The organism is Nocardiopsis sp. Huas11 (genome assembly GCF_003634495.1).
Lineage (GTDB): Bacteria > Actinomycetota > Actinomycetes > Streptosporangiales > Streptosporangiaceae > Nocardiopsis.
Genome location: NZ_RBKY01000001.1, coordinates 1100438 through 1122851 on the forward strand (window position 1 = coordinate 1100438; position 22414 = coordinate 1122851).

The window sequence follows — 22414 nt, forward strand, 5'->3', positions numbered from 1 at the left end:
GGCGCCCGGACCCGGCGCCGCGCCCCCGCCTCGTCCTCAGACCAGGGGCAGCGAGGGCCGCAGCACGCTGGCGGCCACCCCGTCTCCCGCCTCGGCCACGCGGCGGCGCTCCTCGGACACCTCGCCGTAGAGGGTCGTGCGCTGGCGCAGGGGGCGCCCCGTCGGCTCGACCAGGGCGCGGATGTCGGTGATCGTCTTGTACGACCCCTGCCCCGAACCGGCCATCCGGCTGATGGTCTCCTCCATCAGGGTGCCGCCCACGTCGTTGACACCGCCGCTCAACAGCTGCCGGCAGGTGTCCTCGGCGAGCTTGACCCACGAGCACTGGATGTTGTCGATGTGCCCGTGCAGCAGCAGCCGGGCCAGGGCGTGCACCGCCCGGTTCTCCCGGACCGTGGGGCCCGTGCGCGCCAGCCCGGCGAGGTAGATCGGCGCGTTGGTGTGCACGAACGGCAGCGGCACGAACTCGGTGAAGCCCCGGCGGCCGTTGCGCTCCACCGAGCGCTCCTGCAGCGAGCGCAGCAGCTTGATGTGCGCCACCCAGTGCCGGGGCGAGTCGACGTGCCCGTACATCATCGTCGACGTCGTCGGGATGCCCAGGTCGTGGGCGGCCGTGACCACCTCGATCCACTCACGGGCGGGCAGCTTGCCCTTGGTGAGCACCCACCGGACCTCGTCGTCGAGGATCTCCGCGGCCGTGCCCGGGATCGAGCCCAGGCCCGCGTCGCGGGCGCGGGTCAGCCATTCGCGGATCGGCAGGTTGGTCCGCGAGGCGCCGTTGACGACCTCCATCGGGCTGAAGGCGTGGACGTGCATGTCCGGCACGCGCTCGCGGACCGCCCCGGCGAGGTCGAAGTAGGCCGTTCCGGGCAGGTCGGGGTGGATGCCGCCCTGCATGCACACCTCGGTGGCCCCGGCCTTCCACGCCTCCTCGGCGCGGTCGGCGACCTGGTCCAGCGAGAGCGTGTAGGCGTCGGCGTCCGTGCGGCGCTGGGCGAAGGCGCAGAACCGGCAGCCGGTGTAGCAGACGTTGGTGAAGTTGATGTTCCTGGTGACCACGAACGTGACGTCGTCGCCGACCACGTCGGAGCGCACCCGGTCGGCCAGCCCGGTGAGGGCCTCCAGTTCGGGGCCGTCGGCGTGCAGCAGCGCGAGCGCCTCGTCGTCGCTCAGGCCGGCGGGGTCGGCCTCGGCGCTGCGCAGGGCCGCGGCGATGTCCGGGTCGAAGCGGCGGGGCACCGCGCCCTCGCGGTCCACGCCCTCCCGCAGCTCGTCCCAGTCGCCGTAGACGGCGTCGAAGTCGCCGCGCCGGTCACCGGTGCGGCCCTGTGTGTCGATGTCGGTGTGCAGGTCGGTGCGGCCGGAGTCGACCAGCACCGCCTCGGGCTCCTGCCAGGGCCGCCCCACCAGGGGCGCGTCCTCCACCGCGAGTCCGGTCTCGGGGTCGGCCAGGGCCGCCACGTGCGCCGCCACCCGCGGGTCCAGCCACGGCTCGCCCGCCCGCACGTACTCGGGGTAGGCGGTGAGCCGCTCGCGCAGGGTGAACCCCTGGGCGGCGGTGCGGTCGGCCAGGTCCTCGATCTGCGGCCAGGGGCGCTCGGGGTTGACGTGGTCGGCGGTCAGCGGGGAGACCCCGCCCCAGTCGTCGATGCCCGCGCGGAGCATCAGCGCGTACTCGTCCACGCCGCCGGCCTCCGCGCCGATGAGGTTGGGCGGGGCCTGGATGTGGGCCTTGGGCCCCATCACCAGGCGGGTGACCGCGATGGCGGCGGCCATCCCCTCGCGCTCGGCGTCGGGGCGGTGCATCATCGCGGTCCCGGGCTTGGCCCGGAAGTTCTGCACGATGACCTCCTGGATGCCGCCGTAGCGGCGGGCCACGCCCCGGATCGCGAAGATCGACTCGGCGCGGTCGGCGATGGTCTCGCCGATCCCCAGGAGGATGCCGGTCGTGAAGGGGACGTTGGAGCGGCCCGCGTCCTCCAGGGCGCGCAGCCGCACCGCCGGGTCCTTGTCGGGGCTGCCGTAGTGGGCCTGGCCCTTCTCCGTGAACAGCCGCTCGGAGGTGGTCTCCAGCATCATGCCCATCGACGGGGAGACCGGCTTGAGCCGCTGGAAGTCCGACCAGGTCAGCACACCCGGGTTGAGGTGCGGCAGGAGGCCGGTCTCCTCCAGGACCATGATCGCCATGGCCCGGACGTAGGACAGGGTGTCGTCGTAGCCGTGGGCGTCCAGCCACTCGGCGGCCTGGCTCCACCGGTCCTCGGGGCGGTCCCCGAGCGTGATGAGGACCTCCTTGCAGCCCATCTCGGCGCCCCGGCGCGCGATCTCCAGGACCTCGTCCGGGGACATGTAGGGGGCTTCCAGGCGGCCGGGCACGGTCGCGAACGTGCAGTAGTGGCAGCGGTCGCGGCAGAGCCGGGTCAACGGGACGAAGACCTTGCGGCTGTAGGTGATGACACCGGGGCGGCCTGCGGCCTCCAGCCCGGCGTCACGCACGCGGCCGGCGTGGTCCAGGAGCGTCTGGAGGTCGTCGCCCCGGGCGTGCAGGAGCACTTCGGCCTCGGTGACGTCCAGGGTCTTGCCGTCTCGGGCGCGGGCGAGTGCCCTGCGCATCGCGGACGCTGTCGGGGAGGAGCCGGGGGCCGGGTCGTTCGCACCACTCATAACGGCCCACCCTACGCGTCCCGGTTCTCCGGCCGACGGCGGCATGCGGTGGTACGCCCGATGACATGGGGACCAGTTCACCGGCGGTGGGGCCCACGGGAGGCCGGTGGACTAGGGCGTGTTCCGTGGATGCCGCCCGTCGCGAGAAGGAGGTCTGCGCCGCAGGCGTCCGTTGAGGGTGGTGGTGGGCGACGGGCGGGAGTCCCAGTGCGGCTCTCGCAAGGTGGAAGAAGGAATTCCCCTACTGTGCCCTGCTCCGCAAGCTCCGCAGTGTCGCACAGCGTGGGCCCCTCCTGGTGTGGCTGTTGACTGATGAGAACGCAGCGAGAGTTGTGCTGGGGCGTCGCGCAGCAGGGCGGGTATCCGCGGAACATGCCCTAGTGTGGCCGCGTGCTGAGACGGCTTCGCGGTAACCGGTGGGTGCGCCTGGCGCTGCTCGTGGCGGTGTTCGCGTGCGCCGGGTGGGCGCTGCGCGGGCACTGGACCCAGGCGCGGGAGGCGGTGGCCGCCCTGCCCCTGTGGGCGCTGCCCGCGGCGGTCCTGGCCGGCATGGCCGGGCTGACCGCCCAGATGCTCGCCTGGCGGTCGCTGCTGGGCGGTCTCGGGTCCCCCCTGCCGGTGCCGGTGGCGGCGCGGATCATGTTCGTCGGCCAGCTCGGCAAGTACCTGCCGGGGTCGGTGTGGGCGTTCGTCGCCCAGGTGGAGCTCGCACGCGACCGCGAGGTTCCGCGGTCGCGCGGCGCCGCCGCCACCCTGCTGGCCGTGGCCGTCACGGTCGCGGTGGGCCTGGCCGTGGCCGCGGTGGCGCTGCCCCTGGCGTCCGGGGACGCCGCGCGCCGCTGGTGGTGGGTCCTGGCCGCCGCGCCGGTCCTGCTGGCGTGCCTGCACCCGCGTGTGCTGGGGTTCGGCGTCCGTACGGCGGCCCGGCCCTTCGCGCGCTTCCGGGAGGTGGCCGAGGCCGGACCGCCCGACGTGCGCGGGCGCTCGGTGGCCGCCGCGGTCGGCTGGACCGTGCTGGCGTGGGTCCCGCTGGGCGCACACGCGTGGCTGTTGACCTGGGCGGTGGGCGGCGAGCCGCTCGCCTCCGTCGGCCCGGCCGTGGGCGGGTACGCGCTGGCCTGGACGCTCGGACTGCTGGTGGTGTTCGCGCCCGCCGGCCTGGGCGTGCGCGAGGCGGTGCTGGTGGTCGCGCTGGCCCCGGTGGTGGACGCCGGGGCGGCGCTCGTGGTCGCGGTGCTCTCGCGCCTGGTCATGACCGTGGCGGACATCGCCTGGGCGGGGCTGTCGGTGCTGCTGTCGCCGACGCGGGCCGCCGGCCGGACCGGCGCCGAGCCGACCCTGCCCGGCACGCCCGAGGGCTAGGCCGTCGAAACCGCTCAGGCCTTCAGGAGCCGGTCGGCGTAGTCCCTCCAGTACGGGGCCGGGTCCACCGGCCGCACGCCCGCACGCAGCCGCTCGGCCTCGCCCGAGGCGTAGAGGGCGGTGAGCGCGCGTGCCAGGTCCGCGGCGTCGCCGGGCTCGCACAGCAGACCGTCGACGCCCTCGCGCACGTGGTCGGCGAGCGTTCCGGCGCGCGTGGCCACGACCGGGACCCCGTGCTCGTGGGCCAGCCACACGTTCTGGGTGGCCGTGGCCGTGCGGTAGGGCAGGACGACGGCGTCGGCGGACGCGAACAGGCCCGGCAGCTCCGTGGCCGGCACGTAGCCGTCGCGCAGCCGTACGCGGTCGGCCACGCCCAGCTCGCGCGCCAGGGCCGCCAGCTCGTCGGTGCCGCCCCAGAACTCGCCCGCCACCGTGAGCGTGACGTCGTCGGGCGCGCCGTCGGCCAGGGCCCGCAGCAGCAGGTCGACGCCCTTGTACGGGCGGACGATGCCGAGGAAGAGCAGGTGCCGCCGCTCGCCGTCCGGCCCCTGGGCGGGGCCGCCGGTGTCGGGCAGGTGCGGGGGCAGCGGGGCGGTGACCGGACGCGGTCGCTCGGGTCCCAGCAGCCCTTCGGCCAGGTGCGCCTGCTCGGGCGAGTGCGTGAGGACGCCATCCACCCGGCGCAGCAGCGCGCGCGTGAGGGAGACGTCCACGGCGCGGCGCTCGTGCGGCAGCACGTTGTGGCACAGGGCGACGATCTGCGTCCCGGTGTCGAGCGAGCGCACGCCGGCCAGGATGGCGAGGTAGGCGGGCACCTGCACCGGGGAGAAGACGGTGATCACCACCAGGTCTGCCTCGCGGGCCAGCCGGCGCCCGGTCCGCCACCAGCCGTCCGGCCGGTACCAGGCCAGGCCGTGCCGGGTGCCGGGGTGGGGTTCGCCCTCCGGCTCCTCGATGGTCTGCCGGCCCGGGTAGAGCGCCGCCGGGTACTGCGCCCGCCACGACTCGATCGCGACCTCGTGGCCCAGGGCGCTGAGCCGGTGGGCCAGTTCGGTGGTGTGCCGGGCTCCGCCGCCCTTGTACGGGTGGGCGGGGCCCACCAGCGTGACGCGGGCCGGGGAGCGGCGTGCCGGGGCGGGGGTCACGCGCTCTCCCGCGACCGCACGATGAGGTCGGCCAACAGGGCGATGGCGGCGATGATCAGCCCCGTCATGAGGATCATGACGGTGTTGTTGGGGATGTAGAGCGGGTGGCGCACCTGGTCGAAGACGAACTTGACCGCGCCCACGCCCAATAGGGCGAGCGACGGCGGCATGAGCACCTTGAGCGGGTTGAAGTACATGACCATGCGCAGCACCTGGAGGATGTACCGGTAGGCGTCCCTCACGAAGTGGAACTTGGAGGTCCCCGCGCGCTTGGCGTACTCGATCGGCACGTACTTGACCGTGTGCTGGTTGGACAGGAACGCCAGCGTGATGGTGGTGACGCAGGAGAACCCCGGCGGCAGCAGGCGCAGGTACGGGCGGGCCACCTCGCGGCGGAACACGCGCAGGCCGGAGTTGAGGTCGGGGATGCGGGTGTTGGTGAGGCTCTCGGCGACCTTGCGGATGGCCCACTTGGCCGGGACCCGCAGCATCTTGTGCGTGCCCATCTCCTGCGTGCGCGCGCCCACGACCTGGTCGACGCCGGGCTCCTCGTCCAGGATCGAGACGAGTTCGGGGATGCGCTCGTTGGGGTAGCTCATGTCGGCGTCGGTCCACACGACGTACTCGCCGCGCGCCCGCTGGCTGCCGATCCGCCGGACCGTGCCAGAGCCGCCGTTGTGGCCGAAGGCGATGACCCGCATGTGCGGATAGAGCGCCTCGGCGTCCCGCAGCTTCGCGAGGGTGTCGTCGGTGGAGGCGTCGTCCACCGCGAGCAGCTCGTAGGTGTGCCCGGAGGCGTCCATGGCCGCGCAGATGCGCTTGACCTCGTCGACGACGTGCTCCTCCTCGTTGAAGCACGGCAGCACGATGGTGACGCGCACGGGGGCGTCCGGTTCCTGGGCTGAGGCGTCGCCGCCGGCCTCGCTCATGCGCTCTTCATACCTCACTCGACGGGGAACACGACGACCCACACGCTGCCACGGAAGGTCCAGTGGCCGGTCGGGGGCTCCATGAGGGTACTCGGATCCATGGCGGCGGTCACGTCGAAGGGTCGTTCGGGCTCGACGCCCTCCCCCGCCAGCGCCCGGAGCGGTTCGGCCTGGGAGGAGGCGAGCACGGCGTCGCGCCCCTGGTCGTGGATGCGCACCACCACCCGCTGGACCGCCTCCGGGGTGGGATCGGTCAGCTCCGCGGTGGGCACCCCGCAGACGTTGCGCACCAGCGGCATGTAGCCGCTCGCCATGTCGGAGTCGACCACGATGACCGAGGCGTCCGGTGGGATCGCCTCGCACAGGCGGTGGGTCGCCTCGACGGTCCCCGCGTCCTGGCGATAGCCCATGATCCCGGTCGCGGTGGCCGCGCTCGACAGGGCCATCGTCCCCGCGGCCAGCACCGCGACGACGGCGGGAAGCGCGTACACCGGGGGACGCCTCTCCTGTTCGTCGACCACGGCGGCGCAGTAGCGGGTCAGCCAGGCGGCGAACCAGACGGCGAGCAGCACGAACGCGGGGATGACCAGGACGATCAGCCGCCGGCTCGCCCAGGGGTGGTCCGGGGTGATGGCGGGCCGCAGCAGGGTCGTGGCGACCGTCCACAGCAGCAGCATCAGGGGCAGCACCCACTGGGGGTCGCGGCGCAGGACCACGCGGCGCAGCAGCAGCGCCACGCCCAGGGACGCGAACAGGACGGTGCCCAGGCCCACGTACCAGCCCACCCAGTACAGGCTCATGTCGTAGTAGGTCCGGCTGCCCTCGACCAGCAGCCCCTCCCGCCCCTGCACGTAGGCGACCCAGTGGTCGGTGAAGTCGCTGCCGTGCCCGTAGTCGGGCCACAGCAGGGGCCGGATCGCGAAGCCGGCCATGACCAGCAGGGACAGCACCGCCACGGCCTCGGGCAGCCACCGCACGCGCTCCACCCGCGGAACGCCGAACCGCCACAGGGCGGCCGTGGCCACGACCGTCAGGACCAGGACCGCGCCGGAGATGACGAGCAGCGGGCCGAGGGAGTCCTCGAGGTAGTCCAGGTAGGGCCGGGACAGCCCGAAGCCCGCGTACAGGCCCATGCCGACACCGACGGCGAGTCCGCCCAGCAGGGGCGGCGCCTGGCCGCGCCGGGCGAGCAGCAGCAGGCCGACGAAGCCCACGACCGGCAGCAGGTCCCGCAGCACGTCGATGCGCACCACCAGGCCGAGGCCGAACGAGAGTCCGGCCGCCGCGGCCAGCGTGTGCGCGCCGGACCACCGGTCGGTCAGCGCGGTGCGCCGGGCCAGCGCGTCGTAGGCCAGGACCAGGCCGCCGAGCAGGAGGATCTGGGTGACGGGCTCGCTGTAGGTGAAGCGGCTGACCCACTGCTGGGGCAGGCACACCGCCAGGACCAGCGCCGCGAGCGGGGCCCAGCACGGGCCGACCAGGCGGGCGGTGAGTCCGGCGAAGGTGAGCACGCCCAGCGCGCCCAGGACCGGGGTGGTGACGAGCATCCCGGTGAGTCCGCCGAGCCAGTAGCCGATGGAGGTCAGCAGCGGGGCGCCGGCCATGAACTGCGGCCAGATGACGTCGTCGATCTGGTACTGGGCCAGGCTCTGGAAGTTCAGCGCCGGGTCGTCCCCGAGGAGCTCGCGCTGCTGCGGGACCGGCAGGTGACCGTTCTCCGCGATCCACGCCGTGTACATGGCGTAGGAGGCGGGGTCGCGGCGGATGACCAGCGCCTCGGCGTGGTAGACGATCTGCACGACGGCGAAGGCCACGGCGATCACCAGGACCAGCACCAGGGCGACCAGGGCCCACCGGTCCTCGCGGGCGCCCCCGGCCGTGGCGGGCTCGGGGATGAGCCGGGGGACCAGCGCGCAGGCGGCGACGACCGCGGGCACGCCGACGATCCCGGCGGCGACCGGCGTGAACACGCCCAGGGCCAGCAGCGGGAACGCGACCAGGAGCCACGCTGAGACGGCGATCGCCGGCAGCGCCGTGACGCGGGCGAGGAGGAGTCGTCCGGGGGGCATGCGCATGGGGCAACTCTGGCAGTTCCGGAACCGCAGTGCACACCGCCGCCCGACCGCGCCCGGAGCCGTGCCGTGAGCGCGGCGCGGACTGGGCGAGCGCTCCCGGCACGTTCTAGGGTGACGGTATGTCCGAAACTCCAGCGCAGTTGTGGCGCGCCCTCGTCTCCGCCGACCCGACCCGACCGTTCGTCACCTCCTACGACGACTCCGGCGCCCGGGTGGAGCTCTCCCGCACCACCTTCGACAACTGGGTCGCCAAGACCGCCAACATGCTCGTGGACGGGTTCGGCGTGCAGCCCGGCGACGCGACGGCCCTCGCGCTGCCCGTGCACTGGCAGTCCCTGGTGTGGGTGGTCTCGTGCTGGTCGGTGGGCGCGGAGGCCGTGCCCTCGCCGCGGGGCTCCGTCGCCCCGGGGGCCGCCTTCGCGGTGGCCGACGCCGACCGGCTGGACGAGGCCGTCGACACCGGCGCCGACGAGGTGTTCGGCACCTCGCTGCACCCCCTGGGCCTGCCGCTGCGGCACGTCCCGGACATGGTGGTGGACTACTCGGTCGAGGTGCGGGGCCACGGCGACCACTTCGCGGCCTACGCGATCGACCCCGCGGCCCCCGCGCTGAGGACGGACCGGCCCCGCACCGGCGCGGAGGTGGCCGCCCTGGGCCGCGAGCGCGCCCAGGAGTGGGGCCTGACCGGCGAGGACCGGATCGCGGTCCTCCTGGCGGCGGACGCCCCGCTGTCCGCGCTCGGCCCGTCCCTGGACCTGCTGTCGGCCGCCCTCGCCTCCGGGGCGCCCCTCATCCTCACACCGCCCGACACCGACGACCTCGCCGGACGGCTGCGCATGGAGAAGGCCACCGTCGTGACCGCCCCCGAAGGGGAGGAACCGGACTTCCCGGGCGTTCGCCCGCTCTGATAGAACGACCCGATGGACGACTTCATCGGTCCTCTCCTCGCCGCGCTCTTCCTCGGACTCACCCTCTACCACGGTGTCCGGGGCGTGCTGGCAAGGCTCAGGCGCCGCCGGGAGCAGCGGGAACTGGACGAGACCGGGGTGCGCGCGTACGGGCACGTGAGCAGGGTCCACCCGCTCGAACGGAGCCCCCACGGCCACACCGTCACCGTCACGGTGCAGGGCGCGGACGGCACCCGTTGGGAGGCCGTCGACTCCAGCGGCCTGGGCGGGTACCACGTCCGGGAGGGCACACCGGTCTCCCTGGTCCACTCCCCCGCCGACCCCCGGCTGATCCGGGTGGAGCGCGCCGCCCACGCCGATCCCGCCCGGGGCGACTACCCGGTCGGTCCGCGCCGGCGCCCCGGGGACCGGCCCTCACTGCTGGTGCCCCTGCTGCCCCTGGTGGGCGTGCTCGTCATCGGCGGCGTCGTCCTGTTGGCCGTCCGCGGCGGCGACTCGGTGGTGGGGGTCCTCGTTCCGGGGCTGTTCGTCGTGGTGGGACCGTGCCTGATCGTGGGCGGCGTCGTCGCCATGGCGCGCGGCCGGGTCAGGGCCCGGCGGCACACCGCCGAGACCGTCGGCGTGGTCACTGACACCTGGACCCAGAGGAAGCGCCGGAGGAGCTCCAACGGTCCGTCCAGGACCATCATCACCCACCCCTTCACCGTCCACTTCCGAGCCGCCGACGGGCGCGAGGTCCACCGCCGCTACCCGGTCTCCACCAGCTCCTTCCGGCCGGCCCTCCAGCAACGGGTCCGGATCCGGCACGACCCCGGGCACCCGGCGGAGTTCAGCGTGGCCGACCTGTCAGCGGGGGACCTGTTCACGGGCCTGACCCTGATGTTCATCGGGACGGTCTTCACGCTCATCGGAGGCTTCGTGGGCTTCGTCATGGCCCGGTCCGCCGGCCTTTGAGGTCCGGGCGACGGCGAGCAGGCGCTCCCGGGAGGCCCGCTGCTCCATCTCGGCGCGGTAGAGGTCGGCGGCGCGGGCGCTGTGGTCGGCGTGCATGGGTTCTCCCTGGGATCCGGTGGGATTCCAGGCTCGTCCTGAGGCCCCCGGCCCCACCATCGGGAGAACGCCCGAGAACGCGGGACGGCCGCACCTCAGAAACCGGTGCGGCCGCCACCCGAGGGCCTCAGACGGACCCGCGGGGCTCTGAGGGGGCCTCAGAAGCCCCGCGGGGACATCTCACGCCTCGCGGTAGTAGGCGTCCAGCGCCCGGCCCTCACGGGCCTCCTCGTCGTAGGTGTACACCTCACGGCCCTCGACGAACACACGCAGGGCGCGGCTCATCACGTCCAGCGGGTCACCGGACCAGAGGACGACGTCGCCGTCCAGACCGGGCTTGAGCGCGCCGACGCGGTCGTCGATGCCCATGATCTGCGCGGGGTTGACCGTGAGCGCGCGGATCGCCGACGCGGGGTCCATGCCCTCCTTCACGCACAGCGTGGCCTGGTGGATCAGGAACTCGATGGGGACGACGGGGTGGTCGGTGGTCAGCGCGACCTTGACGCCCGCGCGGTCCAGGATGCCGGGGTTGGCCAGGGTCTTGTTCTTGACCTCCACCTTGGAGCGGCCGACCATCAGCGGACCGGTGATGACGGGGATGCCGCGGGCCGCGATCTCGTCCGCCAGCAGGTGGCCCTCGGTGCAGTGGTTGATGATCAACCGGTAGCCGAACTCGTCGGCCAGGCGCATGGCCGTGTGGATGTCGTCGGCGCGGTGGGTGTGCTGGCACCACGGCAGCTCGCCGTCCAGGACCCGGACCAGCACCTCCAGGGTGTTGTCGCGGTCGAAGGGGTTGCCCTCGGCGGCGGCGTGGTCCCGTTTGGCCTTGTAGTCCTGGGCCTTGGTGAAGGCGTCCCGGATGACCGCGGCCACGCCCTGCCGGGTGGAGGGGATCTGGTCCTTCTTGCCGTACACCCGCTTGGGGTTCTCGCCGAGCGCGCTCTTGACGCTCGCCGGGTGACGGATGAGCCGGTCCTCCATGCTCCGGCCCCAGCACTTGATCGCCACCGTCTGCCCGCCGATGGGGTTGCCCGATCCGGGCTTGACGACGGAGCTGGTGACGCCGCCGGACAGGGCGTCGACGAACCCCCGGTCGGCGGGGTTGATGGCGTCCAGCGCGCGCATGCGGGCGCCGTTGGGGTCGGTCATCTCGTTGGTGTCGTCGCCGGCCCAGCCGACGCCCTCCTCGTCGATGCCGATGTGGCCGTGCGCCTCGACGAAGCCCGGGAGGACCCACGTACCCGCGGCGTCGACGACCTCGGCTCCCTCGGGGACGGTGACGTCGTCGTCCCGGCCCACCGCCCGAATCCGCCCGTCGGAGATGAGCACCGTGCCGCCGTCGATGGGGTCGCCGTCGACGGGAACGACGTATCCGGATCTGATCGCGATATCCATGGCGGGCAACCTAGCCCATGACGGGGCGACCGCCCAAGGGCGAGCGGACCGCGCTCAACGGACCGCCCGCCCACGGGGCGCTCGCCCCCCGGCCGCTCAGCCCGCGGGCCAGCGCGCGGTCAGCAGCTCCGAGCGCGGGGTCAGCTCCACGCTCACGTCCTCGATGGCCTCGCGCACCATGGCACAGCGCCCGACCTGCTCGTTGTCACCGGTGAGCTCGCCGCCCTGGGCCGCGAAGGCGTAGACCATGCTGGGCCGGTCGGCGAACTCCATCATCCGGAACGCGCCGCCCAGGCCCGGGTGGTGCGCGGTCTGCTCGGGAATGACGGCCAGCGTGACGATGCCCGCCTCGATGAGGTCGGCCAGGAAGTCGCGCTGGGCGTTGAGCACCTCGGCGCCGCCCTGCGGGCGCTGGAGCGCGGACTCGTTGAGCACGACCCTGAGCGTGGGGCCGTCCGGTCCGGTCATCGCGGCGCGGTGGGCCATCTCGTCCTCCACCATCGCCTCGATCTCCTCGTGGGAGAGGTCGGCGTGCCGCGGCCGCAGGACCGCGCTGGAGTACTCGCGGGTACGCAGGAAGACCGGCACGGCCATGGGCTGGTGCTCCCAGAGCCGTGCGGCGTGCACGCCCAGTTCGCGCATGTCGCCGAACTCGTTGGGAAAGGCCTCGGCCTGGAGCGTGATCGCCCAGGCGTCGACGAGCCGGTGTTCGGTGCCCAGCACCGTGTCGACCCGTTCGACGAGCGAGCGCGCGGGACGGCAGTAGGCGTCCTCCACCTCGCGGAGCTTGTCGTCGGTCACGCCGACGTTGGCGGCGAGTTCGGCGCGTGAGAGCCCCTTGTCGGACCGGGCGCGCAGGATTCGCGCGCCGAAGGGGAGCCACATCGCAGACGGCAACGCAGTGTTCACTCCCGTATCCTCTCCGGTCGCCTGTGTCGGGGAGCCGTGTCGTACCCTCGGTGCGACGCCCCAACCCCTTGGTGTGACCCTCTCCCGCGCCGGGTGGACGGGTCAAGCGCCCCGGCGGGTGCGGCGATCCGTGATAAGTCAGTACAAAGTCCGACCATGCCCCCCGATGACCGGGCGTGCTGTCAAGGAAAGGTCCCGTTGGTCTACCTCGCCCTGTTGCTGACCGTCGCGTCGCTGACCTTCTGGGTCTACGTGCTGTTCGACGTGATCGGCTCCGACTCCGACGCCGTCCGCCTGCTGCCCAAACCGGCGTGGACGGTGATCGTCCTGCTGCTGCCCAAGGTCGGTGCCCTGCTGTGGTTCGTGTTGGGGCGCCCGCGCCGCGACGCGGTCCCGGCGGCCGGTCCCGCGGGCCCTCCCCCGGCCTTCCCCGAGTACGAGCATCCCAATCGTGCGCGCGGGGTCACTCCGGAGGACGACGACGAGTTCCTGCGCCGGTGCCGCGAGCGCGCCGAGGAACAGCGCCGCCGGGCACGCCGGGCCCAGGAGGAGCGTGAGCGCGGCGCGCACGGGGACCGGACCTTGGACGGGCGGGACGGACCGGAGGGCCGGGAGGACGGACCGGGAGGTCGCGGGACCGACGACGACCCCCAGGCGCCGTCGGGCCCGGTCGCCTGAGCCCAGTACGCTGTGTGCCGCCCAGCCGCGAACCTCACCTCGGAAGTGAACCGGTAACGGGATCCCGGCCCTCAGGGTCGGGCTTTCGGCCCATGGGGCTGAGAGCCGCCTTTACCAGACCCAGCCATCACCTATGAAGGAGGTGACCTTGATGGCTACGTTGCGCATAGGACACAAGACCGACCGAGCCGTGCTTCCTCAGCGGCCCGCTCTCGAATCCGCGCCAGCAGACACCCCTCGGATCAGGGACGAAACGGGGCGCGGACACCACACCACGGGTGTGGTGACCGGTACGGGTTTCCCCGGTTGCGGTTGCCCCGCACCAAGCACTTCTTCTCCTTCGCCACCGGCGACCTGGTACGCGCTGTCGTTCCCAAGGGGAAGAAGGTGGGAACCTATAACGGCCGGGTCGCGGTGCGCGCTTCGGGGAGCTTCAACGTCACCACCGCCCACGGCACCGTCCAGGGCATCAACCACCGGCACGTCCGCCTGCTCCAGAGAGCGGATGGCTGTGCCTACACACTGAGGAAGGAGACGGGCGTTTCCTCCCGACCCTGAAGGACCGGGTCTCCACGCCCAAAAACCCGATGAACCGCTTGACCCTGACGGCGTCGGCCCTTGTCGCCTGCACGGCCCTGTTCGCCACCACCGCGTGCGGCGGCGAGGCCGAAGCGGGCCCGGACCGCGACGCCGCCGACGGCGCGGAGGACGCCCCGGAACAGACCTCCGAAGCCAACGACGACGCCGGCGGCCCCGCCGACATCGACGTGTCCGACGTGGAGGGCGCCACGCTGCACACCAGCGAGGGCGACATCGAACTCGTGTTGCTGCCCGAGGAGGCCCCGCTGACGGTGGCCAACTTCGTCGGCCTCGCCGAGGGCGAGGGCGTCCCCAACCCCGAGACGGGGAACGAGGCGTTCTACGACGGCCTCGTCTTCCACCGTGTGATCGACGGCTTCATGATCCAGGGCGGCGACCCCCTGGGCACCGGCCGGGGCGGCCCCGGCTACCAGTTCGAGGACGAGGTCGACAACGGTCAGACCTTCGCCGAGCCCGGCATGCTGGCGATGGCCAACTCGGGCCCCGACACCAACGGCTCGCAGTTCTTCATCACGGTGGCGCCGACCGAGCACCTCGACGGCGACCACACGATCTTCGGCCACGTCGCCGACGAGGCGTCGCAGGAGGTCGTGGACGCCATCGCCCAGGTGGAGACCGACCCCTCCACCGCCCGACCGCTGGACGACGTGGTCATCGAGTCGGTGTCGGTGCAGCGCTCGTAGTCGTTCCGGCGCCCCGGGCCGCCCCCCAGGGGACCCGTAGGAGCGGACCCGCACCTACACCCCCTGGGGTCCTGGGTCAGCAGACCGAGGCACCCCTCACGCCGATCGCGGGATCTAGCGGGGGGTGCGGCGTTTGGCGCGTGCGGCGCGGGCCCGCTCGACGGCCGGGCCGATCGCCTCGACCAGCGCGGCGACGTCCTGCGCCGTGGAAGTACGGCCGAGCGAGAGCCGCAGGCTGCTCAGCGCGGTGTCCGGGTCGGCGCCCATCGCCAACAGCACGTGACTGGGCTGGGCCACACCCGCCGAGCAGGCCGAGCCGGTGGAGCAGGAGATGCCGCGGGCGTCCAGCAGCATCAGGAGGGCGTCGCCCTCGCAGCCGGGGAAGGACAGGTGCGAGATCCCCGGCAGGCGCTGGTCGAGGTCCCCGTTGACCACCACGTCCGCGACGGCGTCGCGGACCCCCGCCTCGAGTTCGTCGCGCAGGTCCGCCAGGCGCTTCGCGTGCTCCACGCGCTCGTCCACGGCCAGGCCGACCGCGGTGGCCAGCCCGCGCAGCAGCGGCGGCGACAGCGTGCCGGAACGAATGTCGCGCTCCTGCCCGCCGCCGTGCAGGACGGGCACGGGCCCGAGACCGCGGGCGACCAGCAGGGCTCCGGCGCCGACCGGACCGCCGAGCTTGTGCCCGCTGACCGTGAGCGCACTCACACCGCTGGCGGCGAAGTCGACGGGTTCGGCGCCGACCGCCTGGACGGCGTCGGTGTGGAAGGGCACCCCGTACTCGGCCGCGACCGCGGCGAGCTCGGCGATCGGCTGGACGGTCCCGACCTCGTTGTTGGCCCACATGACGGACACGAGGGCGACGCCGGCGGGGTCGGCCTCCAGGGCCGCTCGCAGCGTGCCCGGGTCCACCCGGCCGAGCGCGTCCACCGGCAGGGCCTCGAACCCGGCGCCCTGGTGGTCGGCCATCCAATGGGCCGGGTCCAGGGCCGCGTGGTGCTCCACGGCGCTGACCAGGATGCGCCGCCGCCGGGGGTCCTCGGCGTTGCGCGACCAGTAGAGGCCCTTGATCGCGATGTTGTCGGACTCGGTCCCCCCACCGGTGAAGACGACCTCGTGCGGGGTCGAGCCGAGCGCGTCGGCGACGCGTTCTCGCGCCTCCTCGACCGTGCGACGGGCACCGCGCCCGTGGGCGTGGAGGGAGGACGGGTTGCCGAGCGCGCCGAGTTCGGCCGCGACGTCGGCGACGACCTCGGGGCGGACCTCGGTCGTGGCTGCGTGATCCAGATACACCATGGCGTAGCCAAGGATACGTCCGCCGCACGCGGTCATCGGACGGCGGCCGCCTTCCACCGCCACCGATAACCTGAGGGCATGCCTGAGTCCTCGTCCTCGCAGCCCGCCGCTTCCACCGCTTCGGAGCACTGGCCCGCGCCCGTCGCCGACGGCCCGGTGCGCGCCCGTCTGTCCCTGCCCGGATCCAAGTCGATGACCAACCGCGCGCTCATCCTCGCCGCGCTCTCCGACCGGCCGTGCCTGGTGCGCCGTCCCCTGGCCAGCCGGGACAGTGAGCTGATGGTGGGCGCCCTGCGCGCCCTGGGTGTGGAGATCACCGCGGCGGGCCCCTCGGACCTGTCCGTCACGCCCGCGCCGCTGCGCGGGCCGGCCTCGGTGGACGTCGGCAACGCGGGGACGGTCATGCGGTTCGTGCCCCCGCTGGCCGCGCTGGCCTCCGGGGACGTGCACTTCGACGGCGACCCGCGCGCCCGGGAACGGCCGGTGGACGAGCTGCTCAACGCCCTGCGCGCGCTGGGCGCCGACATCGACGACGGCGGGCGCGGCGCCCTGCCGCTGACCATCCACGGCACCGGCGCGGTCCCCGGCGGCGACGTCGTGCTGGACGCCTCGGGCTCCTCCCAGTTCGTGTCCGCGCTGCTGCTCAGCGGCGCCCGGTTCGCCAAGGGCGTGCACGTGCGGCACGAGGGGCCGCCGGTCCCCTCGCGGCCGCACCTGGACATGACCGTGGAGATGCTGCGGGCCGTGGGTGTGGCGGTCGACTCCGGGGACGACTGGTGGCGCGTGGAGCCGGGCCCGGTGCGTGCCTCGACCATCGCCGTGGAGCCCGACCTGTCCAACGCGGCGCCGTTCCTGGCCGCCGCGCTGGTCACCGGTGGCGAGGTGACCATCCAGGGCTGGCCGGAGCACACCACCCAGCCCGGCGACGAACTCCGCGACCTGTTCACCCGCATGGGCGGGGAGGTCTCGCGTTCGGGCGACGATCTGACCCTGCGCGGCACCGGGACCGTGCTCGGCCTGACCGCGGACCTGCGCGCCGTCGGTGAGCTCACGCCCACCATCGCGGCGGTGGCCGCCCTGGCGAGCACCCCCTCGCGGCTGACCGGTATCGCCCACCTGCGCCGGCACGAGACCGACCGCATCGCGGCCCTGGCCGCCGAGATCAACCGCCTGGGCGGTGACGTGGAGGAGCTGCCGGACGGTCTGGAGATCCGCCCGCGCCCGCTGCACGGCGGGGTGTTCCACTCCTACGACGACCACCGGATGGCCACGTCCGGAGCGGTGATCGGGCTCGCGGTGCCCGGTGTGGAGGTGGAGAACATCGCCACCACGCGCAAGACGCTGCCCGACTTCCCGGGCCTGTGGGCGGAGGCCCTGGCATGAGCCGCACGCGGGGCGGTGGGCGCCATCTGGACGAGGACGACATCCGGGTGCGCGCCCGGGGCGGTTCCCGGCCCCGTACCCGGAACCGGCCCAAGCACGAGGACGCGGTGGCCGGCCTGGTGACGAACGTGGACCGGGGCCGGTACCGGTGCCTGGTCGAGGGTGTGGCCGTGGTCGCCATGAAGGCCCGTGAGCTGGGCCGCGGCTCCATCGTGGTGGGCGATCGCGTGGACCTGGTGGGCGATCTGTCCGGTCGGCCCGACACGCTGGCCCGCGTGGTGCGGGTCCGCGAACGGGAGTCGGTGCTGCGCCGCACCGCCGACGACACCGACCCCGTCGAGCGCGTCATCGTCGCCAACGCCGACCAGATGGCGATCGTGTGCGCGCTGGCCGATCCCGAGCCCCAGCCCCGGTTCGTGGACCGCTGCCTGGTCGCCGCCTACGACGCGGGCCTGGACCCGCTGCTGTGCCTGACCAAGGCCGACCTGGCCGCGCCCGACGAGCTCGTCGGCGTCTACCGGCCGCTGGGGGTGCCCTACGAGGTCCTCAGCCCGGACGGCGACCTCGACGGGCTGCGCGGGCGTCTGGCGGGCCGCACGTCGGTGTTCGTCGGGTCCTCGGGCGTGGGCAAGTCCACGCTGGTGAACCGGCTGATCCCGGGCACCGACCGCGCCGTCGGCCACGTCAACGCGGTCACCGGCCGCGGCCGCCACACCTCCACCTCGGCGGTGGCGCTGCCCTTCGAGGGCGGCTGGCTCATCGACACCCCGGGCGTGCGCAGCTTCGGTCTGGCGCACATCGACCCGGCGGACTTCGTCACCGGTTTCCCCGACATCGCCGAGGTCGCCGCGGACTGCCCGCCGGGCTGCACCCACCAGGAGGACGAGCCCGACTGCGCGATCGCGGCGGCACTGGAGCGGGGCCTGCTGGACGCGGACCGCGTGGCCTCACTGCGCCGGCTCCTCGCCAGCCGCGAGGGCGATCTGGACGAGTAGGCCTAGGCCGTGGCCTCGCTCGTGAGGGCCGGGTCGATGACGTTGGCCTGGCCCCAGTCCCCCAAGGCCTCCAGGGCCTCGTAGAGGGACTCACCACGCGGGGTGAGCGCGTACTCCACCCGGGGCGGCACCTCGGCGAAGTCCCGCCGGCACACGATCCCGTCCCGCTCCAGTTCGCGCAGGTGCGAGGCCAGGACCTTCTCCGTGACACCGCCGACCATCCGGCGGAGCCGCCCGAAACGCAAGGGGCCGGCCTCCACCAGGGCCCACAGGATCGAGACCTTCCACCGGCCGCCGATCACGTCCATCGCCGCCTCGGTACCGCAGTTGTACGCGCCCGGCCTCTGCGTGACCGCCATGTCCCTGCCCCTCCCACCAGCACACTTACCGCGAAGTACCCACCCACTTCGAAGTGCGTACTTGTCGGCCCCAGAGCCTGCGGCCAGCCTAATACCCATGAACGAGAACACTTTCGACGAACCCCGCGTGACCGTGCTCGGCCTCGGCGCGATGGGGACGGCTCTGGCCCGGACGTGGCTGGCCGCCGGGCATCCGGTGACCGTGTGGAACAGGACGGCGGCGCGCGCCGAGGCGCTGGCCGGGGAGGGCGCGGACGTGGCCGCCACGGCGGCGGACGCGGTCGCCGCGGGCGGTGTGGTGGTGACCTGCCTGTGGGACGACGAGTCCGTCGGCACGTCGCTGGCCGACGCCGACCTGCGCGGCCGGGACCTGGTGGACCTCACCACCGGCACCCCCGCCCAGGCGCGCGGCCGGGCCGCGTGGGCCGAGGAGCGCGGCGCGCGGTTCGTCAGCGGCGGGATCATGGCGGTGCCGCCCATGGTGGGCGTGCCCGAGGCGGGCGGCTACGTGTTCTACAGCGGTTCGAAGGCGGCCTTCGCCGCGGCGGAGTCGGTCCTGTCCGTGCCCCTGGGCACCCGCTACGTGGGCGAGGACGCGGGGTTCGCGGCCCTGTACGACGTCGCCCTGCTGAGCGGCATGATCGGCATGTTCGGCGGTGTGGCCCACGCCTTCGCGCTGGTCCGGGGGGAGGACGTGCCGCTGAAGGAGTTCGGCACGATGCTCGTCGAGTGGCTCAGGGCGATGGCCGCCCTGGGCGAGTCGACCGCGGAGCGGCTGGAGAGCGGCGACTACACCAGCGACGTCGTCTCCAACCTGGCGATGATGGTGAACGGCAACGCCGTGATGCGCCGGACGGCCGAGGAGCAGGGGATCGGGTCCGCTCTGCTGGACCCCTACATGGAGCTCATGGAGCGCCGTCTGGCCCAGGGCCACGGTGAGGAGGACGGCCCCACGGGGGTGATCGACCTGCTCGCGGCGCGCTGAGGCTCAGAGGTCGACGGTGCCGCCGCAGCGCCAGTAGCGGGTGCGGTCGTGCTCCAGGAAGCCCTCGTCGAGCAGTCCGTGTCGCAGGACCGCCAGGTCGGAGCTGAACCGCAGCAGGATCCGGTTCAGCTCCGGCTCGCTGTAGCGCACACCCGGGTCCAGGGCACGGGCGACGTGGTCGAGGACGACGAGGCGGTCGCCGCGGCGGACCGGGATCTGCGTGATCCGCCCCTCCGACAGGTACGCGCGCAGCACGCGCTCGCGTTCGTCCACCGCGACCTCCTCCCGTCAACCGGCGCGCAGCATGCCGTGCACCACGGTCTCCACCCGGTGCGCCGCCTGGTCCGGGTCGATGGGCTGCAGGGCGTAGGAGACCGTGAGCCGCACCGAGACGTCGGCGACCGACTCGGCGGTCCGGGGGCCCACCTCGGGGCAGCGGTCCTCCAGCATGGCGGCGATGCGCTCGCCGACCACGTCGAGCAGCGGCGCGGACCTGGTGGTCAACACGGGCAGCAGGTCGCGGTCGCCGGTGACCACCGCGTGCAGGAGGGGGTTGTCGCGGGCGGCCAGGAGGATGAGGCGGGTCGACCGGCTCACCGCGGAGACCGGGTCGGTCTCGTCGGCCGCCAGCAGGCCGACGACGCCGTCCAGCAGCGCGTTGACCTCGCGCACCACGATCGCCTGGAGGAGGCCCTCCTTGCTGCCGAACACGTTGTAGAGGGTCTGCCTGGACACCTGGGCCGCCGTAGCGATGTCGGCCATCCGCCGTTCGGCCCAGGCGCCGGCGACGACCTCGGCGTAGGCGGCGTCCATCAGCCGTTCGCGGGCGGTCCCGCGGTTCGCGCTCACCGTCTCCATGCCTCCATCCTCGCATCCTGGTCCTGGTCCGCATTCGTGTGCACAGCGTCCTGGTGAACTCACATTCTGATCACGGGCGGCGCCGCTTTGGGCATGTTCGTGCCCGGGACGGTAGCGTTATCGGCCATGGCCTCCTTTGACGATGATCTGCGGCTGGCACACGTGCTCGCCGACGCTGCCGACGACATCGCGATCAAGCGCTTCCGGGCGCTGGATCTGGTGGTCGACACCAAGCCCGACCTGACTCCGGTGACCGAGGCCGACCGGCTGGTCGAGGAGACGCTGCGGGGCGTGCTCTCCCGGGCCCGTCCCCGGGACGCCGTCGTCGGCGAGGAGTACGGCCGCACCGGCAACAGCAACCGGGTGTGGGTCATCGACCCCATCGACGGCACCAAGAACTATGTGCGCGGCGTGCCCGTGTGGGCCACGCTCATCGCCCTGCTGGAGGGCGACCGCCCGGTCGTGGGCGTGGTGTCGGCTCCCGCGCTGTACCGCCGGTGGTGGGCGTCCCAGGGCGGCGGGGCCTGGCAGGGCCGCAGCCTGTCCAAGGCGTCGCGCTGCCAGGTGTCGAAGGTGTCCACCCTGTCGGACGCCTCACTGAGCTATTCGTCGCTGACCGGCTGGGAGGACCAGGGCCGGCTGGACTCGTTCCTCGGCCTGACGCGTTCGGTGTGGCGCACCCGCGCCTACGGCGACTTCTGGTCGCACGTGATGGTCGCCGAGGGGGTCGTGGACATCTCCGCCGAGCCGGAGCTGTCCCTGTGGGACGCCGCCCCCCTGCCGATCATCCTGGAGGAGGCCGGCGGCCGGGCCACCAACCTGCGCGGTGAGGGCTTCGAGGACGGCGGCCCGCTGGTGTGCAGCAACGGATCGCTGCACGACCAGGCGCTGACCTGGCTCAACGGCGGACCGACACCGTTGCGCCGGGTCTGAGCGGTCAGCCGGCGAAGGCCGCGCGCACACGTTCGGGCGTGAGCCCGTAGCGGTCGATGGTGTATCTGTGCGGTGAGGGGCGGCGGTCCCGCCGGGTGTACTCGGTGGTCCGACGGCGGCTGAGGTCGTCGAACTTCTCGCCCAACCCCGTCCACACGCGTTCGGCCACGCCCACCGGGTCCGCGGTCAGCTCGTCGTAGGGCAGGTCGACGAAGGTCCCCGGCGCGCTCGCGGCGCGGACCCGTCGGGCCCGGGCCATGCACCGCGACCAGATCTCCAGCCACTCCGCACCGATCCAGTGCGGGTCGACCCGGCTCAGGTGCAGGGACATCCCCGCCTCCACCAGGCTGCCCCACGACGCGGTCGCCCGGACGGGATCGCGGTCGGTGAGCACGACGGTGGCATCGGGAAAGACCTTGAGCAGCGCGTCCAGGGCGCCCAGGTGCAGCGGCGACTTGAGCACCCATCGGCGCGGGCCGGACCTCTGGTACTGCATCGCCTGCAGCGCGGCCTTGAGGAACTCGTAGTCCGGGGTCGCGTCCCGGCCCTCCCACCAGGCGCGGTACTCCGGAACGGGGATCCGCACGTGGTGGGCCAGGCTGTGCGGCAGCAGGAACACGCACTCCTCGGGTTCGAGCGGGTGCATGGGGTGGATCGCCTGCCAGCCCGGCGCCATGGCGTTCAGGAAGCGGATGGACGAGCGCGCCTCGGCGAGCCGTTCGCGTGTGCCGAGCACGCGCTCGCCCTCACGCCCGCTGGGCGGGACGGGGTGGAGCATCTCCCACAGCGCGGGCGCGCGCGTGCGGGAGTGCTGGGCGAGCAGTCCGTGCGCGAAGGTCGTACCGGTCCTGGGCAGGCCGGTGATGAAGACCGGGCGGTCCACCACCTGGTCGGCGACCTCAGGTCGGGCGTCGAACAGGTGCAGCAGGCGCAGCCGCGTCTCCAACCGCCGCTGCACCTCGCTCTGGACGGACAGGCGGCCGAGCGGGGTGATCCCGGGCACGCTCAGCCAGGCGTCGCTCAAAAAGCGCGTCTCGGACAGGTACTCCCGGTCCGCGGGCCAGGGCAGTCCGCTGCGGTCGGCCGCCGCCCGCTCCGCCGCCTCGAACGCGCGACCGGGGTCTCGCGAGCGCGACCCCACCGTCGGCCTCAGGACCGTGTTGACCGGAGCGACCCACCAGGCCGGGCGTGCGTTCACGAAAGACCTTTC

Annotated in this window: 21 protein-coding genes; 10 read left to right on the top strand and 11 right to left on the bottom strand. The window is 73.3% G+C overall.

Annotation, left to right across the window (positions count from 1 at the left end; genetic code table 11):
- Positions 1-36: 36 nt before the first annotated feature.
- Complete coding sequence (locus tag DFP74_RS04830) at positions 37-2664, bottom strand: bifunctional FO biosynthesis protein CofGH (RefSeq protein WP_121180601.1); 2628 nt, start codon at positions 2662-2664, stop codon at positions 37-39.
- 390 nt (positions 2665-3054) lie between these two features.
- Here DFP74_RS04830 and DFP74_RS04835 point away from each other — a divergent pair, with 390 nt between their 5' ends.
- The gene (locus DFP74_RS04835; RefSeq protein ID WP_121180602.1) at positions 3055-4026 is read left to right on the top strand and encodes a lysylphosphatidylglycerol synthase domain-containing protein; all 972 of its coding nucleotides are present in this window, start codon (positions 3055-3057) and stop codon (positions 4024-4026) included.
- A gap of 14 nt (positions 4027-4040) precedes the next feature.
- On the opposite strand, the gene DFP74_RS04840 is transcribed toward DFP74_RS04835, so the two are convergent.
- The 3 genes from DFP74_RS04840 to DFP74_RS04850 are packed head-to-tail and all read right to left on the bottom strand — an operon-like array spanning position 4041 to position 8175.
- The gene (locus tag DFP74_RS04840) at positions 4041-5171 is read right to left on the bottom strand and encodes a glycosyltransferase family 4 protein (protein WP_121180603.1); all 1131 of its coding nucleotides are present in this window, start codon (positions 5169-5171) and stop codon (positions 4041-4043) included.
- Positions 5168-6100, bottom strand: coding sequence for a glycosyltransferase family 2 protein (locus DFP74_RS04845; RefSeq protein ID WP_121180604.1), 933 nt, complete (start codon positions 6098-6100; stop codon positions 5168-5170). The genes DFP74_RS04840 and DFP74_RS04845 overlap by 4 nt, the downstream gene beginning before the upstream one ends.
- Before the next feature lie 14 nt (positions 6101-6114).
- A complete protein-coding gene (locus DFP74_RS04850; protein WP_121180605.1) occupies positions 6115-8175 on the bottom strand; it encodes a hypothetical protein in 2061 nt (686 codons plus the stop codon).
- A gap of 119 nt (positions 8176-8294) precedes the next feature.
- Here DFP74_RS04850 and DFP74_RS04855 point away from each other — a divergent pair, with 119 nt between their 5' ends.
- Positions 8295-9083 (top strand): TIGR03089 family protein, encoded by a 789-nt coding sequence (locus DFP74_RS04855; protein ID WP_121180606.1) that lies wholly within the window; start codon positions 8295-8297, stop codon positions 9081-9083.
- A 12-nt stretch (positions 9084-9095) separates the two neighbouring features.
- Entirely contained in the window at positions 9096-10037 is a 942-nt protein-coding gene (locus tag DFP74_RS04860) for a DUF3592 domain-containing protein (protein WP_121180607.1), read from the top strand.
- Positions 10038-10313: 276 nt separating this feature from the next.
- Here the strand turns inward: DFP74_RS04860 and DFP74_RS04865 are convergent, their stop codons facing one another.
- Both DFP74_RS04865 and DFP74_RS04870 read right to left on the bottom strand, forming a co-directional pair.
- Positions 10314-11528: an amidohydrolase gene (locus DFP74_RS04865; protein WP_121180608.1), complete on the bottom strand. Its 1215-nt coding sequence runs from the start codon at positions 11526-11528 to the stop codon at positions 10314-10316.
- A 96-nt stretch (positions 11529-11624) separates the two neighbouring features.
- A complete protein-coding gene (locus DFP74_RS04870) occupies positions 11625-12437 on the bottom strand; it encodes a helix-turn-helix transcriptional regulator (protein WP_121180609.1) in 813 nt (270 codons plus the stop codon).
- Positions 12438-12635: 198 nt separating this feature from the next.
- Between DFP74_RS04870 and DFP74_RS04875 the strand changes: the two genes are divergently transcribed.
- The 3 genes from DFP74_RS04875 (at position 12636) to DFP74_RS04885 (ending at position 14398) form a co-directional block, all read left to right on the top strand.
- Positions 12636-13115, top strand: coding sequence for a PLD nuclease N-terminal domain-containing protein (locus DFP74_RS04875; RefSeq protein WP_121180610.1), 480 nt, complete (start codon positions 12636-12638; stop codon positions 13113-13115).
- Positions 13116-13427: 312 nt separating this feature from the next.
- Complete coding sequence (locus tag DFP74_RS04880; protein ID WP_233570805.1) at positions 13428-13673, top strand: hypothetical protein; 246 nt, start codon at positions 13428-13430, stop codon at positions 13671-13673.
- 29 nt (positions 13674-13702) lie between these two features.
- Positions 13703-14398: a peptidylprolyl isomerase gene (locus DFP74_RS04885; RefSeq protein ID WP_121180611.1), complete on the top strand. Its 696-nt coding sequence runs from the start codon at positions 13703-13705 to the stop codon at positions 14396-14398.
- A 114-nt stretch (positions 14399-14512) separates the two neighbouring features.
- Here DFP74_RS04885 and DFP74_RS04890 read toward each other — a convergent pair whose 3' ends face one another.
- Positions 14513-15691, bottom strand: a complete 1179-nt coding sequence (locus DFP74_RS04890; protein WP_121188033.1) for a cysteine desulfurase family protein — start codon at positions 15689-15691, stop codon at positions 14513-14515.
- 78 nt (positions 15692-15769) lie between these two features.
- Here DFP74_RS04890 and aroA point away from each other — a divergent pair, with 78 nt between their 5' ends.
- Both aroA and rsgA read left to right on the top strand, forming a co-directional pair.
- Positions 15770-17074, top strand: a complete 1305-nt coding sequence (aroA, locus tag DFP74_RS04895) for a 3-phosphoshikimate 1-carboxyvinyltransferase (protein ID WP_121180612.1) — start codon at positions 15770-15772, stop codon at positions 17072-17074.
- Positions 17071-18069: a ribosome small subunit-dependent GTPase A gene (gene rsgA, locus DFP74_RS04900; protein ID WP_121180613.1), complete on the top strand. Its 999-nt coding sequence runs from the start codon at positions 17071-17073 to the stop codon at positions 18067-18069. The genes aroA and rsgA overlap by 4 nt, the downstream gene beginning before the upstream one ends.
- Before the next feature lie 2 nt (positions 18070-18071).
- Here the strand turns inward: rsgA and DFP74_RS04905 are convergent, their stop codons facing one another.
- The gene (locus tag DFP74_RS04905) at positions 18072-18428 is read right to left on the bottom strand and encodes a helix-turn-helix domain-containing protein (RefSeq protein WP_121180614.1); all 357 of its coding nucleotides are present in this window, start codon (positions 18426-18428) and stop codon (positions 18072-18074) included.
- A gap of 97 nt (positions 18429-18525) precedes the next feature.
- Here DFP74_RS04905 and DFP74_RS04910 point away from each other — a divergent pair, with 97 nt between their 5' ends.
- Complete coding sequence (locus tag DFP74_RS04910; RefSeq protein ID WP_121180615.1) at positions 18526-19413, top strand: NAD(P)-dependent oxidoreductase; 888 nt, start codon at positions 18526-18528, stop codon at positions 19411-19413.
- Between the two features lie 3 nt (positions 19414-19416).
- Here DFP74_RS04910 and DFP74_RS04915 read toward each other — a convergent pair whose 3' ends face one another.
- Both DFP74_RS04915 and DFP74_RS04920 read right to left on the bottom strand, forming a co-directional pair.
- Positions 19417-19686: a DUF2087 domain-containing protein gene (locus DFP74_RS04915; RefSeq protein WP_121180616.1), complete on the bottom strand. Its 270-nt coding sequence runs from the start codon at positions 19684-19686 to the stop codon at positions 19417-19419.
- Between the two features lie 15 nt (positions 19687-19701).
- Positions 19702-20271 carry a TetR family transcriptional regulator gene (locus tag DFP74_RS04920; RefSeq protein ID WP_121180617.1) on the bottom strand — a complete coding sequence of 190 codons (570 nt, stop codon included), beginning with the start codon at positions 20269-20271 and terminating at the stop codon, positions 19702-19704.
- Between the two features lie 126 nt (positions 20272-20397).
- On the opposite strand from DFP74_RS04920, the gene hisN reads away from it, so the two are divergent.
- The gene (hisN, locus tag DFP74_RS04925) at positions 20398-21204 is read left to right on the top strand and encodes a histidinol-phosphatase (RefSeq protein ID WP_121180618.1); all 807 of its coding nucleotides are present in this window, start codon (positions 20398-20400) and stop codon (positions 21202-21204) included.
- A gap of 4 nt (positions 21205-21208) precedes the next feature.
- Here the strand turns inward: hisN and DFP74_RS04930 are convergent, their stop codons facing one another.
- Positions 21209-22402 carry a sulfotransferase gene (locus DFP74_RS04930; protein WP_233570806.1) on the bottom strand — a complete coding sequence of 398 codons (1194 nt, stop codon included), beginning with the start codon at positions 22400-22402 and terminating at the stop codon, positions 21209-21211.
- Between the last annotated feature and the right edge of the window lie 12 nt (positions 22403-22414).

Excerpts from the sequence above, each read along its gene's own strand:
- aroA (WP_121180612.1), top strand. The coding sequence starts at position 15,770 with ATGCCTGAGTCCTCGTCCTCGCAGCCCGCCGCTTCCACCGCTTCGGAG.
- DFP74_RS04830 (WP_121180601.1), bottom strand. The coding sequence starts at position 2,664 with ATGAGTGGTGCGAACGACCCGGCCCCCGGCTCCTCCCCGACAGCGTCC.
- DFP74_RS04860 (WP_121180607.1), top strand. The coding sequence starts at position 9,096 with ATGGACGACTTCATCGGTCCTCTCCTCGCCGCGCTCTTCCTCGGACTC.
- DFP74_RS04885 (WP_121180611.1), top strand. The coding sequence starts at position 13,703 with ATGAACCGCTTGACCCTGACGGCGTCGGCCCTTGTCGCCTGCACGGCC.
- DFP74_RS04910 (WP_121180615.1), top strand. The coding sequence starts at position 18,526 with ATGAACGAGAACACTTTCGACGAACCCCGCGTGACCGTGCTCGGCCTC.
- DFP74_RS04920 (WP_121180617.1), bottom strand. The coding sequence starts at position 20,271 with ATGGAGACGGTGAGCGCGAACCGCGGGACCGCCCGCGAACGGCTGATG.
- DFP74_RS04865 (WP_121180608.1), bottom strand. The coding sequence starts at position 11,528 with ATGGATATCGCGATCAGATCCGGATACGTCGTTCCCGTCGACGGCGAC.
- DFP74_RS04850 (WP_121180605.1), bottom strand. The coding sequence starts at position 8,175 with ATGCGCATGCCCCCCGGACGACTCCTCCTCGCCCGCGTCACGGCGCTG.
- rsgA (WP_121180613.1), top strand. The coding sequence starts at position 17,071 with ATGAGCCGCACGCGGGGCGGTGGGCGCCATCTGGACGAGGACGACATC.
- hisN (WP_121180618.1), top strand. The coding sequence starts at position 20,398 with ATGGCCTCCTTTGACGATGATCTGCGGCTGGCACACGTGCTCGCCGAC.
- DFP74_RS04905 (WP_121180614.1), bottom strand. The coding sequence starts at position 18,428 with ATGGCGGTCACGCAGAGGCCGGGCGCGTACAACTGCGGTACCGAGGCG.
- DFP74_RS04845 (WP_121180604.1), bottom strand. The coding sequence starts at position 6,100 with ATGAGCGAGGCCGGCGGCGACGCCTCAGCCCAGGAACCGGACGCCCCC.
- DFP74_RS04890 (WP_121188033.1), bottom strand. The coding sequence starts at position 15,691 with ATGGTGTATCTGGATCACGCAGCCACGACCGAGGTCCGCCCCGAGGTC.
- DFP74_RS04855 (WP_121180606.1), top strand. The coding sequence starts at position 8,295 with ATGTCCGAAACTCCAGCGCAGTTGTGGCGCGCCCTCGTCTCCGCCGAC.